Source organism: Metapseudomonas cellulosilytica (assembly GCF_049334135.1).
In the GTDB taxonomy this organism is placed as follows: Bacteria; Pseudomonadota; Gammaproteobacteria; order Pseudomonadales; family Pseudomonadaceae; genus Metapseudomonas.
Genome location: NZ_JBHZGN010000030.1, coordinates 44,777 through 59,192 on the forward strand (window position 1 = coordinate 44,777; position 14,416 = coordinate 59,192).

Consider the following 14,416-nt stretch of genomic DNA (forward strand, 5'->3'; position numbering starts at 1 on the left):
CTCATCCCAGGAGTGAATCGATGAGTTCTGGAACCCTGGAGCCCCAGGCCCATTCTCACGCCCGTCCCTCGTCCTTCGGCCTGCTCGTGGCGGCCGTCGGCGTGGTCTATGGCGATATCGGCACCAGCCCGCTGTATACCCTCAAGGAGGTGTTCGGCGGCCACTATGGTGTGCAGGTCAACCCCGAGGGCGTTCTCGGGACCCTCTCCCTGGTGCTCTGGTCGCTGCTCTGGATCGTGTCGCTGAAGTACGTGACCTTCATGCTGCGCGCGGACAACGGCGGCGAAGGCGGCGTGATGGCGCTGACCGCCCTGGCGCGCCGCGCCACTGCCGCATACCCGAGGCTCAGTGGGGCGCTGGTGCTGTTCGGGCTGTTCGGTACCGCACTGTTCTATGGCGACAGCATGATCACCCCGGCGATTTCGGTGCTCTCTGCCGTCGAGGGCCTGGATGTCGCCCTGCCCGGCGTCGGCCACTGGGTCGTGCCGATCACGGTAGTGCTGCTGATCGGCCTGTTCCTGCTGCAGAAGCACGGCACGGCGCGCATCGGCATCATCTTCGGCCCGGTGATGGTGCTCTGGTTCGTGGTGCTGGGCGTGCTCGGCGTCTACGGCATCTCCCAGCGCCCCGAGGTGCTGCAGGCGATCAACCCCTGGTGGGCAGCGAACTTCTTCCTGGCCCATCCGGGCATCGGCGTGACCATACTCGGTGCGGTGGTGCTGGCCCTGACCGGCGCCGAAGCCCTGTATGCCGACATGGGCCACTTTGGCCGTACCCCCATCGCCCGGGCCTGGTTCTCCCTGGTGCTGCCCGGCCTGGTACTGAACTACTTCGGCCAGGGCGCGCTGCTGCTGCAGAACCCGGCGGCCGCGCGCAACCCCTTCTACCTGCTCGCCCCCGAATGGGCGCTGCTGCCGATGATCGGCCTGGCCACCCTGTCCACCATCATCGCCTCCCAGGCGGTGATCTCCGGCGCCTTCTCCCTGAGCCAGCAGGCCATTCAACTGGGCTACATCCCGCGTATGCAGGTCCAGCACACCTCCAGCGCCGCCCAGGGGCAGATCTACATCGGCGTGGTGAACTGGGCGCTGATGACCTGCGTGGTCCTGCTGGTGATCGGCTTCGGCTCCTCCAGCGCCCTGGCCGCGGCCTATGGCGTGGCGGTGACCACCACCATGCTGATCGACACCCTGCTGGTCTCGGCAGTGATGCTGTTGCTGTGGAAGGCCCCGCGCTGGCTGGCGATTCCGCTGCTGCTGGGCTTCCTCGTGGTGGACGGGCTGTTCTTCTCGGCGAACGTACCGAAGATCTTCCAGGGTGGCGCCTTCCCGGTGATCGCCGGGGTGATCCTCTTCGTGATGATGACCACCTGGAAGAGCGGCAAGAAGATCCTCATCGAGCGCCTGGACGAAACCGCCCTGCCCCTGCGCATCTTCCTCGACAGCATCAGCCTGCAGCCGCCCCACCGCGTCGACGGCACGGCGGTCTTCCTCAGCGCCAGCCCCGATGCGGTGCCCCATGCCCTGCTGCACAACATGCTGCACAACCAGGTACTGCACGAGCAGGTGCTGTTGCTGACGGTGGTGACCCGGGATACGCCGCGCATCACCGATGAGCAGCGCCTGGAAGTGACCCCCTACGGCGACGGCTTCTTCCGCGTGCTGCTGCACTTCGGTTTCATGGAAGAACCCAATGTGCCGGAGGCGCTCCAGCAATGCCGTGTCGACGGCCTGGACCTCGCCCCCATGCGCACCACCTACTTCCTCAGCCGGGAAACGGTGATCCCCAGCAAGCGGCTCGGCATGGCGCTCTGGCGCGAAGGCCTGTTCGCCTTCCTGCACAAGAACGCCAACAGCAGCATGCGTTACTTCCAGCTGCCAGTTAACCGGGTGATCGAACTGGGCACGCAGGTGGAAATCTGAGGGACGCCTGAAGGCCAGGGCTCGACGAACCGGCTGCCCAGGCCTTCCAGCGCCGGCCAGACCGGCGTTATCCACTCCTCCAGCGCCACATGGCTGGTGGCCAGGCAACGCTGCTCCAGCCCGCAGCCCTGGTAGAAGCGATTGACCGCCTCGACCATGATGCTGCGCTGATCCTCCAGCAGGATGGCCCCGTGCACCAGCACCACCAGGCGCCCGTCGGCCACCCGCCGACGCCAGCGCTGGGCGGTGCCCACCAGCTTGCGCCGGCCCAGGGTGACGTTGAAGCGGCCGTCGCAGAAGGCGCCCGGCACCTCGCCCAGGCCGGGGACCAGGCCCAGCCCGCGCAACCACTGGCAGATCGGCTCGCACAGGCGCAGGTAGGCGGCTTCGATCCGCCCCTGCTCATCCTCTTGTGCCGGCACGGCGTAGGCCAGGGCCACATTGAGCACGGCCGGCGACTGCGGCACCGGCTCGCCCCCGGTGTCGCGCAGGGCGATGGGCCAGCCGAGAGCCGCGCAACCGATGTCGGCAGCGAGGAAACCCGGCAGCCGGCTCAGGCGGCGCGGCATCACCAGGGCGAAGTCGGAGGGGCGCCAGAACAGCACGCCCCACTCTTCCTCGCCCGCGTGTACGCGATCCAGAAGCTGCCGCTCGGCCTCCAGGCCGGCCTCGACACTGAGGCGCCAGACCGGGTTCATGAGGGCTCGCCTCCCTCGATCCGCCGGCACAGGTCGTCGAGGAAGTCCGCCGCCGGGGCGCCGTTCACCGCGCGGTGGTCGAAGGTCAGCGACAGGCCCATGAACTCCCGCTCCACCAGGCTGCCATCGGCAGCCCGTTGCAGGCGCCGCTGGGTGCCGCCGATGCCGATGATGGCCACCTGCGGCACGTTGAGGATGGGGGTGAAGAAGCGCACCCGCGAGAGCCCCAGGTTGGAAACCGTGATCGTCGCGCCGGTCAGCTCCTTCACCGACAACTTGCCGGCCTGGGCCTTCTCCACCAGGGCCCGGCGCGCGGCGGCCAGCCCCTCGGGGTCGAGCTGGTCGGCGTCGAACAGCGCGGGCGCCACCAGCAGGTCATCCGGCAACGGGATGGCCAGCCCCAGGTGCACCACGCCATGGCGGGTGATCTGGTTGTCCTCCAGGGTGGCGTTGAGCGCCGGATGGTCCTTGAGGGTGGCGATGATCAGGTGCAGCAGCAGGTCCTGCAGCGAGGCCTGGCCGCCGGCCGCCTTCAGCGCGGCGCGGCGGGCCTGGAGCGCGGTCAGTTCGCACTCGGCGTGGTGGGTGAGCTGCGCGGCGGTCTGCAGGCTTTCGCTCATCTTCGCCGCGATCATCTTGCGCATGCCCTTGAGCGGCAGCGTGCTGCTACCGGGGGGCGGTGTCTGCATCTGGCCCATGGTTCACTCCACACGGGCGATGGTCGCGCCCTTGGCGACCACCGCGTCTTCTTCTTCGAGAATCTTCAGCACGCCGGAAGCCGGCGCCTCGATCTCGAACTGCGCCTTCTCGGACATGATCTCGGCCACCAGGTCGCCCTGGGCGACCTCGGCGCCATCGCTCACCAGCCAGGAGGTGATCACGGCTTCGGCATCGCCTTCCCAGAGGTCGTCGGCGATCAGGATGGGGGTGGACATGGCTTACTCCTCGTTCTTCAGGTTCTGGTAGGCGGCGACGATTTTCGCCGCCGAAGGCAGCGCCCACTGCTCCATGGGCGGGGTGAAGGGAATCGGGATATCCGGGAAGGCCACCCGCTGCGGGCGCGCCTTGAGCATGCGGATATCGTGCTCGACGACGCTGGCGATGATTTCGCCGCTCACGCCGAAGCTGTGGTAGTCCTCGTCGACCACGATCAGCCGGCCGGTCTTGCGTACCGATTCGATGACGTGCTCGCGGTCCAGCGGCACCAGGCTGCGCAGGTCCACCACTTCGGCGCTGACGCCCTGCTGCTCCAGTTGCTGGGCCGCACGCAGGGCGTGGTGCACGCCGGCGCCGAGGCTGACGATGCTGACATCGCGGCCCTCGCGCACGGTCTTCGCCTTGCCTATCTCCACCACGTAGGGGTCTTCCGGCACGGCCACGGTGGCGCCCTTCTCGGTGCCGAGCCAGCCCATGCCCTGCAGGGCCTTGTGGAACAGGTAGACCACCGGATTGTCGTCGCGGATGGCGGCGGTCATCAGGCCCTTGGCGTCATAGGCGTTGCTCGGTACCACCACCTTCATGCCCGGCAGGTGGGCGAAGGTGCCGTAGAGGCATTGGGAGTGCTGGCCGGCGTCGGAGTAGCCAGCGCCAGTGGAGGCCATCAGCACCATCGGTACGCTGACCTTGCCGCCGGAGAAGTAGGTGTTCTTCGCCATCAGGTTGTAGATGGCGTCCATGCACACGCCGAAGAAGTCGACGAACATCAGTTCGACGATCGGCCGCATGCCGTCGGAAGCCGCGCCCACGGCGGCACCGATGAAGGCGGTTTCCGAAATCGGCGTGTCGCGGATACGCGCGCTGCCGAACTCTTCGTGCAGGCCGCGGGTGTTGCCGAACACCCCGCCGAGCTGGCCGATGTCCTCGCCCATCACGAAGACGCGGGGGTCGAGGCGCATTTCCTGGGCTACCGCCTCGGCCATGGCGCGGGCGATGGTGAGTTTGCGTTCTTTGATCGCTGCGGACATTTCTCAATTCCTCCGTCTATGGGATCAGTGACGGGCAGCGGCAGGCGCGCTCGGCCTGACGATGATCTTCACGTTCTGGTCCTTGTTGTTCACCAGCTCCTCGAAGCCCCGTTCGAGGATGTGTTCCAGCTCGATCCGCCCGGTGATCAGCGGGGTGACGTCCAGGCGGCCGTCGGCGATCAGCGCGATCACATCGGCGAACTCGCCGTTGTAGGCCAGCGCACCGATAACCTGTTTCTCGGTGGCGACTATCTCGAAGAAGTTGAATTCGCTGGGTTCCTCGAAGATGCCCACCATCACGCAGCGCCCGCCCTTGCGGATGACGTCGATGGCCAGCTTGGCGGTGGCCTTGTGGCCGATGCACTCGAAGGACACCGCCGCGCCGTAGCCCCCGGTCAGCTCGCGCAGGGTGGCGACGGCATCGCACTGGCTGGGATCGATGACCTCGGTCGCGCCCACTTCCAGGGCCTTGGCCTTGCGCGCCGTGGACATTTCCAGGGCGATGATCCGTGCGGCACCGGCGGCGCGGGCACACATGATGGTGCACAGGCCGATGGTCCCGGCGCCGACCACCACCACGGTCTGGCCCAGCAGGCTGCCGGCCTTCTTCACCGCATGCATGCCGACCGCCAGGGGTTCGATCAGCGCGCCGGCCTCGGTGGGGAAGCCTTCTGGCAGGCGGTACAGCAGGTTGGCCGGGACGTTGACCAGTTCGGCGAAGGCGCCGTTGTTCATCAGCCCGGTGAAGGCGAGGTTCTCGCAGAGGTTGTACTGGCCCTGCCGGCAGAACCAGCACTTGCCGCAATGCTGGCAGGCGTCGGCGGCCACCCGTTCGCCCACGGCGTAGTCGCCGACACCCTCGCCCAGGGCGACGATCTCGCCGCAGAACTCGTGGCCGAGGATGCACTGGCCCTTCAGGCCGGTGAGCGGATGGGCGCTGTCGGTGGGGATGAATACCGGCCCGGCCAGGTATTCGTGCAGGTCCGAGCCGCAGATGCCACACCACTCGACGCGGATCTGCACCCAGCCCGCTGGCGGTTGCGGCGGGCGGGCGACGTCCTGCAGACGGATATCTCGGCGGCCGTGCCAGACCGCGGCTTTCATGGTCGGTTGTCGGTACATGTCGGTTTCCTTGTTGTCGTTGTTGTGCCGGGTTCCGTTCACACGAACACCATGTCCAGGGCTTCTTCCGGTGCCGGGTAGTCACTCTCGCGGGCGAATTGCACGGCGGCGTCGACCTGGCCACGGGCACGCTCGTCGATGCCGGCGAGGGTCACCTCGTCCGCCACGCCCAGTTCCAGCAGCCGCTGGCGGTAGACCGGGATCGGGTCCTTGGCCCGCAGGGCTTCCTTCTCGCCGGCCGGGCGATAGGTCTCGCCATCGCCCATGAAGTGACCGGCCAGGCGGTGGGTCTCGATCTCGATCAGGCTCGGGCCATCGCCGGCGCGGGCACGGGCGATGGCCTCGGCAGCGGCGGCGAAGATGGCGTCGGGGTCGTTGCCCGGGACGAACACCCCGGGCATGCCGTAGGCGGCGGCGCGCAGGTAGTTGCGCTCGATGGCGGTGGAGGCGGCCTTGGCCACCGAGATGCCCCAGGCGTTGTCCTCGATCACGAAGACCACCGGCAGCTTCCACAGCGCGGCGAGGTTCAGGGTCTCGTGGAAGGCGCCCTGGTTCGCCGCGCCCTCGCCCAGGTACGCCACGGCGACGCCGGGCTTGCCCTGCAGCTGGCGCGACAGCGCGGCGCCGACTGCCGGGCCCATGCCCTGGGCGATGATGCCGGAGCAGGAGAAGTTCACCCGCGCATCGAACAGGTGCATGTGGCCGCCGCGACCGCCGGACAGGCCGGTCTTCTTGCCGAAGATCTCGGCGACCATCTCGTCCAGATCCACGCCCTTGGCCACGGCTATGTGGTGGGGACGGTGGGTGGCGGTGACGATGTCCCCGGCTTCGAGGTGGGCGCAGACGCCCACGGCGCAGGGCTCCTGGCCATTGGACAGGTGCATCTCGCCGGGGATGGGACCGTTGGCCATGTTGAAGACCGGGGTCTTGCCTTCCATGTAGATGCGTTCGATGGACTCTTCCAGGTAGCGGCTGACGAGCATCTGCTCGAACATCCAGAGGCGCTGGGCGTTGCTGGGGGTGGTCATGTGGTCGGCTCCTCAGAGGGCGCGCTGGTTGATCAGCGAGCCGATGTGCTCGGCCTGGCGCAGGGCCAGGGCGACGATGGTCAGGGTCGGGTTCTGCCCGCCGCTGGTGGTGAACTGGCTGCCGTCGGAGACGAACAGGTTGGGGATGTCATGGCTCTGCCCCCACTTGTTCACCACGCCGTCAGCGGCCTTGGCGCTCATGCGGTTGGTGCCCATGTTGTGGCTGGCCGGGTAGGACGGCAGGCGGATCACCTCGGTGGCGCCCACCGCCTCGTAGCACTTGCGGGTCTGCGCCACGCCGTGGTCGCGCATGGCGTTGTCGAAGGCGTGGTCATCCTTGTGCACCACCGGGATCGGCAGGCCGTACTGGTCCTTCTCGGTGCCGTGCAAGGTGATGCGGTTGCTCTCCATGGGCAGGTCCTCGCCACACAGCCAGACGCCGGACATGTGGTCGTAGCGCTCCAGCTTCGAGGTGAGGGCGCGGCCCCAGCCCTGGGGCGTCGGGTCGAGGAAGGCGGACATGAACGGCAGCCCGAGGGAGAGGATTTCCAGCCGGTAACCGCCGACGAAGCCCCGCGAGGTGTCGTTGTAGGACTCGTCGGAGATGATCCCGGCGCAGGTGGTGCCGCGATACATGTGCACCGGCTTGGGCAGCACCGCGTAGATGCCGGCGGTGGTGTGGCACATGTAATTGCGCCCCACCTGGCCGGAGGAGTTGGCCAGGCCGTCCTTGAACATCGAGGACTCGGAGTTGAGCAACAGGCGCGGCGATTCAATGGAGTTGCCGGCCACGCACACCACCCGCGCCTTCTGCCGCTGCTGGCGGCCCTGGGCGTCGGCGTAGACCACGCCGCTGACCCGGCCACGGGCGTCGTGCTCGATGCGCAGGGCCATGCTCTGCGGGCGCACCTCGCAGTTGCCGGTGGCCTCGGCGCGGGGGATGTCGGTGTAGAGGGTCGACCACTTGGCGCCGATGCGGCAGCCCTGCATGCAGAAGCCGATCTGCATGCAGCCGGGCCGGCTGTCATAGGGCTGGGTGTTGATCGCCATCGGGCCGGACTGGATTTCCTTGTAGCCGACACGCTGGGCGCCGGTGGCCAGCACCTTGAAGGAGTTGTGCCACTGGTGGTACGGCATGCCGGTGCTCGGACCGGTCACGCCCATGTGCTTCTCGGCCTTGACGTACCAGGGCTCCAGCTCCGCGTAGCTGAGCGGCCAGTCGAGCATATTGGCGCCCTTGATGTCGCCATTCTCGGTGCGCATGCGGAACTCGAAGTCGCGAAAGCGCAGGGCCACGCCAGCCCAGTGCACCGAACTGCCACCCACTGCCTTGACGATCCAGGCCGGCAGGTTCGGGTGGTTGCGGGCCACGTCCCAGCCACCGGTGGCGATGCGTTTGTCGAGCCAGGAGATCTTGTTGAACATGGCCCACTCATCGTTCTCGATGTCGGACATCTCGTAACGCTTGCCGGCCTCCAGCACCACCACGCGGATGCCTTGCCGGGCCAGGGCATGGGCCAGGGTGCCGCCGCCGGCGCCCGAGCCGATGATGACGACGACGTCGCCGTCGTCCTGGGAGAATTTCGCTGCCATGGGGTTAACCCTCATTGTTGTTGGAATCGATGGAGCCGCGAAGGAAGCGACGGCTCAGAGCCAGTCGAGGTCGTTGAAGCCGCGGGCGATGTAGCCGCCCTTCTCCACCGACGAGCCCTCGTAGCCGAACAGCGGGAACAGCACCTTGTTGTCGTAGAGGCCGAACATCAGGGCGCTGCGGGTTTCGCGGAAGAAAGGCGTGGTCTCGATCTCTCGCAGCAGGGCGACGCGGTCGTCCTCGCTGGCGATCTCCTCGAAAGCGCGGCCATGCACGGCGTGGGCACGGGCCTGCAGGGCCTTGAGGCCGTCGCGGACCAGCTCCGGCTGCTTGCCGGCCAGCTCGAACAGCGGCTTGGCGTAGGGCGCATCGCCCAGGCGGTCGTGGGGGAAGATGTCGCGGCCCACGCGCAGCAGCCCGGCGGGCAGCTGCGGCAACAGGTCATCGGCGATGGCTGTAACGGGAATGAGCTGGCTGGTGGCGGCGCTGGCGCCGAGGATCAGGGCGGACTGGCCCGACAGGCTGAGGAAGCGCCTGCGGCTGAGCGCGGTGCCCATGGGCGATGAGTCATGCATGGCAGAACTCCAGGCTGTTGCCGGCACGCCTGCAAGGTGGGAACAGGTGTGGCCGACGTTGTTGTTATTTGTCCGGGTGCCTTTTCGGCCCCTCGATAGCCAGGGAGCAGCTTGTGTGCCAACGCCGAAATACATTCTCAAGGCATTGTTTTTGAAGGAATTATCTTTAACGGCCGGTGATGATTGGGCGCCAGCCTGTAAAGCGTGCGCTTTACACTTGTAAGGGTTCCGTACAAGGGCTTTACATCCGTAAAGGCCTGCTTGAAACCTGAGTGGTTTGTGCGCTTTTGTAGGATGGGTGGAGCGAAGCGATACCCATCGATTCCCCGGCGCTGATGGGTATCGCTCTGCTCGCGGAAGGCCGCCCGACCCATCCTACGAGTGACGAACTACCCGACTACAAAAAAGGGGCCCGAAGGCCCCAAGCAGCGGACCGTCCAGACCGCTCAGAACACCTGCATCAGGCGAATGTTCAGCCTGTGCTCCTCACGAAAGCCGTTCTCCACCGCGAAGTCCCGCCCATAGGTGGCGGCCAGTTGCGTTTTCGGCAGGAAGAACCAGGAGAACCCCAGGTTCCACTTGCCGGTCTCCTGGCGGTCGTCCAGTTGGAGATCGTCGACGCGGCTTGCGCCGCCATCGAGCCAGGACAGGCCGGCACGCAGGTCCGCCTGCGGGGTCAGCTGGTAACGCAGGAATCCCTGGTACTGGTAGCTGGGCTTCTGCCGCTGGGTCCAGCGGCCACTGCCGTAATGGTTGTTGCGCCCGTAGAACATCACGTCCGCCGCCAGGTCCAGGGCCAGGTTTTCGGTCAGCCCGGTAACGTAGGCGGCCTGCAGGTTCAGCTTCCAGCGGTTCTCGCCCAGGTTGAGGTCGTCATCGGCGTCGTACCCGCCCAAGGGCAGGAACAGATAGGGCGTGATGCCGAGATAACGGCGACGCTCCGGCTCGTTGATCAGCCAGAGGGGCATGGCCAGGATCGGGTCGGCCAGGCCGGTGGCGTCCCCCAGGCCCCGGCGGCCATCCAGGCGGCCGAATGGCAACAGCACCTGGGGCGCGACGCGGAAGCCGCCGAGGTCGGCATAGTGGACCAGGCGCAGTATGCCGATTTCCGAGTCCAGCCCCGGCGCATTGGGTTGGCTGTGTCCGGCGCGGTACAAGCGGTCGCGCTCTGCGCCTTGCAGGTAAAGCAGGCCCAGGGTGGTGCCGGCCGGGGCCGCCACGTAGTCCCCGGCATCCAGGTCCAGCCCGTGGGCCGGGCGGGCCAATGAAAGACAGCCGGCCACCAGGGCGATCCCCCAGGCGGCGGTCCAGGTGCGGTTGTCGATGGTGAGTGGGCCGTTGATCTCGGCATTTTGATGGACAGGCAGCATCTCGCATCCTCGATTCTTGTTGTTCTACCCCGCGAAGGGGGCCGGATGCCGCTGGCGCAGGATGCGTGCCAGCACCTGCCACGACGCTGCAAGCGCATGATTTTCAAAATTAAATTGCCATCTCGGCGATGCGTCGCACTGCCCACTGCCCCTTACAGGTGTAAGCCCGGTCCGGGGCCGCCCTTACAACCATCGGGCAGGTGACGCCACCGACCTAAACTCGTAAGGTGTAGGCCAACGTGCCAGCCCGCTCCGCCAGGTGCTGCCGCCGAACAAGAACAAGATCGTCACTGCGGATTCGAGCCCGGTCGCCCGATATCCGAGGAGGCTGCATGAGCACCATCTCCACTTCGAGCCTGCACATCGACACCGTGCTGTCCTATGCCGCCGATGCCGCCGCCGCGCAGCCCGGCGCCAGTCGCGAAGCCATCATCACCCGCTCCTGGAAGCGCTGCATCCAGGACTACGGCCTGGACCCGGCCAAGCCCGCCCCGCCCCGCTACGTTCCGCGCCAGGTACTGCGCGAACACCAGGACCAGGCCGACGAGCTGATCAACGTCGCCCGCGCCGGCGTCGAGCAGCTCTACCGGCATATCGCCGAGCTGGGCTACGTGATCCTGCTGACCGACAACCGCGGCATCACCGTGCAATTCCTCGGCGACCCGCTGGACGAGGCGGCCCACCGCAAGACGGGTCTCTACCTGGGCGCCGACTGGAGCGAAGACCATGCCGGCACCTGCGCCGTGGGCACCTGCATCAAGGAACAGCAGCCGCTGACCTGTCATCACCATGACCACTTCAGCGCCCACCACACCGCGCTCACCTGCACCGCGGTGCCCATCTTCAATCCCCACGGCCAGCTGCTGGCGGTGCTGGACATTTCGGCGCTGAACTCGCCGCCGTCGAAGGACTCCCAGCAATTCGCCCTGCAACTGGTCAAGCAATACGCGCGCATGATCGAAGACGCCTACTTCCTGCGCCGCTACCGCGACAGCCATATCCTCTGCTTCGACCGTTCCCGCGAGTTCGTCCTGATCAACCGCCAGTACCTGCTCGCGCTGGCCGGCGACGGCAGCCTGCTGGCCGCCAACACCGCCGCCCGGAGCTTGCTCGCCGACTGCGGCCTGCAGCTGCCGGAGCGGCCTTCGGCGCTGGCTCGGCGGATCGGCGTCCAGGACCTGTTCGATTGCGTCCCGGACGATATCTTCAGCATCCCGCTGGCCAGCCCCGACCAGGTGCGGGCCTTCCGCACCCATCGGCAGAACGCGCTGTTCTTCGCCGCCCTGATGGAGCCGAGCCGCGCGCCCCTGGCCCCGCAGGCGCAAAAGACCGAACAGCAACGCTGCCCGCTGGACGAGTTGGCGGACGACGATCCGGCCATGCGCAAGATGCTCGCCCGCGCCAAGCGCCTGTGCAGCGAGCCGCTGAACGTGCTGCTCAACGGCGAGACCGGCACCGGCAAGGAGCGCCTGGCCAGGGCCTTGCACGACAGCAGCAACCGGCGCAAGGCGCCCTTCGTCGCCATCAACTGCGCGGCGATGCCGGAGTCGCTGATCGAGAGCGAACTGTTCGGCTACCAGCCCGGCACCTTCACCGGCGCACGCAGCAAGGGCATGCGCGGCCTGATCCAGCAGGCCGATGGCGGCACCCTGTTCCTCGACGAGATCGGCGACATGCCCCTGCACCTGCAGACGCGGTTGCTACGGGTGCTGGCCGAACAGGAAGTGATGCCCCTGGGGGGTGAGAAACCGATCAAGGTGGACATCCGCGTGGTCGCCGCGAGCCACCGGGAACTGCGCCAGCTGATCGAGGCGGGGCAATTCCGCGAGGACCTCTACTACCGCCTCAACGGCGCCATCCTGCGCCTGCCGCCCCTGCGCGAACGTGCCGACAAGGCTTACCTGATCGAACGCATCTTCAAGGCGCTCAGCGACCAGCGCCAACGTCCTGCGCGAATTCGCGGCGACGCCATGAGCGCCCTCCTCGGCTATGCCTGGCCAGGCAATATCCGCGAACTGCGCAATGCCCTGCAGTACGCCCTGGCCACGGCCGAGACGGACGAGATCACCGTCAATGACCTGCCGGAAGAGTGCCTGCCCAGCGTCAACCCGCGGCAGCCGGCCCGGCCCGCTCCGCCCCAGGAGCAGACCAGCCACGCGCGCGAGCTGGAGGAAAGCCTGCGGCGCCAACGCTGGAATGTCAGCGCCGCGGCCCGTGAGCTGGGCATGTCCCGGCCGACGCTGTATCGCTGGATGAAGCTCTACGGCATCGTCCCGCCGAACGCCCAGGACCTCTGACTGGAAAGCGCCCGGCGGCCATCGGGCCGGCTCGGGCGCTGCCGGCAACTCAGCGCTCGGGGCTGCGCGGGTCCCACAAGAGGCGTGCCAGACCCTGCTCGTAGCCCATCCCGCCGGGGAAGCTCACCAGCTCCAGCTGCAGCCCCCAGGGCGCCAGGAAATAGACCCAGGTCAGCCCCTTCGCGGGCCCTTCGGCAAAGCTCGACGGGCTGTCCAGTACCTGGACGCCGCGGGACTTGAGGTAGTCCACGGCGGCCTCCATGTCATCGACGTAGAACGCCAGGTGGTGCCCGCCGACATCGCTGTTGCGCGGAAGCCGGCGGTTCTGGTCCGGGGCCTGGTACTCGAAGACTTCCAGGTTGGTCCCGTTGCCACAGCGAAGCATCTGGAAATCGCGGATGGTCGCCCGTGGATGCACGTTGAGATGGCGCTCCATCCAGTCGTCGTCGAAACGGAACTCACCGAAGTTGAAGTAGGGTTCGCAGCCGAGCACCTCGACGAAGAAGGCGACGGCTTCGCCCAGGTCGGGAACGGTGATGCCGATGTGCTGCATGCCGCGCATACCCGGAAGCGCGCCGCTCGGGATGTGGTCTTGGGTCATGGATTTTCTCGCTTGTTGTTGTTCGGGTTCGGGGCGTGCGGGACACGTCCCGAAACCGACTCAGCAGGATGGATGCCAAAACCCGGGCCCCTGATTTCCACGGTGCTCCTGGCGCAAGCGGCTCTCCATTCTGTAACGCGCTTTACAGGTGTAAGGCGTTACAGGCCAAGCCCTGGGCATCGAGCCCGCCTGACACAACCCTCACCCCCGGCCCGATCGCTTCGCGCTCAGGCGCTCATCGGCACCGGAAGCGGCGCTTCCGAAAGCGTGCCTCTTCACCCCTGAAGTGGAGAGGGGTGACTCTCGCCGGTGCCTCCGAGCTCTGTAGGGGCGTACACGCAGCAGGTTGTTTCTTCGCTTTTACACGACCTTGGCCACAGGCAGGCCGCTAGCCCCGCGAGCCGCCGGGTGGGTCGATAGCGAAGATGAACGGAGCGCATTCATGACGGGCGGCGGTACATGCTCAAATTGCTCAATCCGACGAGCGTTGGCTGGCACGGAGACTGTGCTCTTGCGCCCAGCCCGTGCCAGCCTTTTTAGCCGTCGCCTGCGGATGCGGGCTGCCCGTTCGGCCCGGGCAGCGCCGGGCCTCAGCGGCCCTGGGCGATACCCTCGATCACCGCCGTGGCGGGAATCACCCGGGCCCGAACGCCGAAACTCGACATGCTGCCGAGCACCCTGTTGTGGTGGGCGATGATCTGCGCGGCGTTGAGCACGCCATTGTCCAGGGTCGAGTGGGCGTCCTCCACCAGTGCCACCTGGTAACCCAGCGCCAGGGCGCGGCGCACGCTGGTGTCGACGCAGAAATCGGTCTGCAGACCGCAGATGATCAGGCGCTCGATGCCACGCGCCTGCAGGGCCTGCTGCAATTCGGTCCGATGGAAGGAGTCGGGAGTGGTCTTGCGCAGCCGGATGTCCCCCGGCACGACCGCCAGATCGTCGGCGAGCTGCCAGCTTTCGCTGCCGAAGCGGAACTCGCCGTCCTCCTCCTCGTGCTGGATCAGAAACACCGGCAGGCCGGCGGCCCGAGCCGCGCTGCCGATGCGGTTGATCGTCTCGATCACCCGCTGGATCTCGAAGGCGGCGTATTCGCCGACGCTGATGGCGCGCTGGACATCGATGATCATAAGAGCAGTGTTCATGGGGTCTTCCCTGGAGAAAGCACCCAGCTTAGGTCGACGCGCCGGCCAACGCCAGATTCTGCCGCAGCGGCCCTGCTGCGCACCCTGCCCGGGGCTGCCATCGCCG

13 protein-coding genes are annotated in these 14,416 nt (G+C 67.0%); 2 read left to right on the forward strand and 11 right to left on the reverse strand.

What is annotated here, in order from left to right; translation table 11 throughout:
- Positions 1 to 20: 20 nt before the first annotated feature.
- Positions 21 to 1,922, forward strand: a complete 1,902-nt coding sequence (locus ACFW0H_RS26690) for a potassium transporter Kup (RefSeq protein WP_422916861.1) — start codon at positions 21 to 23, stop codon at positions 1,920 to 1,922.
- On the opposite strand, the gene ACFW0H_RS26695 is transcribed toward ACFW0H_RS26690, so the two are convergent.
- The 9 genes from ACFW0H_RS26695 to ACFW0H_RS26735 form a co-directional block, all read right to left on the reverse strand.
- A complete protein-coding gene (locus ACFW0H_RS26695) occupies positions 1,865 to 2,620 on the reverse strand; it encodes a lipoate--protein ligase family protein (protein WP_422916862.1) in 756 nt (251 codons plus the stop codon). The genes ACFW0H_RS26690 and ACFW0H_RS26695 overlap by 58 nt on opposite strands.
- A complete protein-coding gene (locus tag ACFW0H_RS26700; protein ID WP_422916863.1) occupies positions 2,617 to 3,318 on the reverse strand; it encodes a 2-oxo acid dehydrogenase subunit E2 in 702 nt (233 codons plus the stop codon). The genes ACFW0H_RS26695 and ACFW0H_RS26700 overlap by 4 nt, the downstream gene beginning before the upstream one ends.
- A gap of 3 nt (positions 3,319 to 3,321) precedes the next feature.
- On the reverse strand, positions 3,322 to 3,555 hold the full coding sequence (locus ACFW0H_RS26705) for a lipoyl domain-containing protein (RefSeq protein ID WP_280289698.1): 234 nt from the start codon (positions 3,553 to 3,555) through the stop codon (positions 3,322 to 3,324).
- Positions 3,556 to 3,558: 3 nt separating this feature from the next.
- The gene (locus ACFW0H_RS26710) at positions 3,559 to 4,584 is read right to left on the reverse strand and encodes an alpha-ketoacid dehydrogenase subunit beta (RefSeq protein WP_422916864.1); all 1,026 of its coding nucleotides are present in this window, start codon (positions 4,582 to 4,584) and stop codon (positions 3,559 to 3,561) included.
- 24 nt (positions 4,585 to 4,608) lie between these two features.
- Positions 4,609 to 5,688, reverse strand: coding sequence for a 2,3-butanediol dehydrogenase (locus ACFW0H_RS26715; RefSeq protein WP_422916895.1), 1,080 nt, complete (start codon positions 5,686 to 5,688; stop codon positions 4,609 to 4,611).
- A 56-nt stretch (positions 5,689 to 5,744) separates the two neighbouring features.
- A complete protein-coding gene (locus ACFW0H_RS26720; RefSeq protein ID WP_422916865.1) occupies positions 5,745 to 6,734 on the reverse strand; it encodes a thiamine pyrophosphate-dependent dehydrogenase E1 component subunit alpha in 990 nt (329 codons plus the stop codon).
- Between the two features lie 12 nt (positions 6,735 to 6,746).
- A complete protein-coding gene (locus ACFW0H_RS26725) occupies positions 6,747 to 8,327 on the reverse strand; it encodes a GMC family oxidoreductase (RefSeq protein WP_422916866.1) in 1,581 nt (526 codons plus the stop codon).
- A 54-nt stretch (positions 8,328 to 8,381) separates the two neighbouring features.
- Positions 8,382 to 8,900, reverse strand: a complete 519-nt coding sequence (locus ACFW0H_RS26730) for a gluconate 2-dehydrogenase subunit 3 family protein (RefSeq protein ID WP_422916867.1) — start codon at positions 8,898 to 8,900, stop codon at positions 8,382 to 8,384.
- A gap of 446 nt (positions 8,901 to 9,346) precedes the next feature.
- The gene (locus tag ACFW0H_RS26735) at positions 9,347 to 10,270 is read right to left on the reverse strand and encodes a transporter (RefSeq protein WP_422916868.1); all 924 of its coding nucleotides are present in this window, start codon (positions 10,268 to 10,270) and stop codon (positions 9,347 to 9,349) included.
- Positions 10,271 to 10,602: 332 nt separating this feature from the next.
- Here ACFW0H_RS26735 and ACFW0H_RS26740 point away from each other — a divergent pair, with 332 nt between their 5' ends.
- On the forward strand, positions 10,603 to 12,567 hold the full coding sequence (locus ACFW0H_RS26740) for a sigma-54-dependent Fis family transcriptional regulator (RefSeq protein WP_422916869.1): 1,965 nt from the start codon (positions 10,603 to 10,605) through the stop codon (positions 12,565 to 12,567).
- Positions 12,568 to 12,616: 49 nt separating this feature from the next.
- Here the strand turns inward: ACFW0H_RS26740 and ACFW0H_RS26745 are convergent, their stop codons facing one another.
- Positions 12,617 to 13,168, reverse strand: coding sequence for a VOC family protein (locus tag ACFW0H_RS26745; protein WP_422916870.1), 552 nt, complete (start codon positions 13,166 to 13,168; stop codon positions 12,617 to 12,619).
- Positions 13,169 to 13,758: 590 nt separating this feature from the next.
- Positions 13,759 to 14,310, reverse strand: coding sequence for a cysteine hydrolase family protein (locus ACFW0H_RS26750; RefSeq protein ID WP_422916871.1), 552 nt, complete (start codon positions 14,308 to 14,310; stop codon positions 13,759 to 13,761).
- Positions 14,311 to 14,416 lie beyond the last annotated feature (106 nt).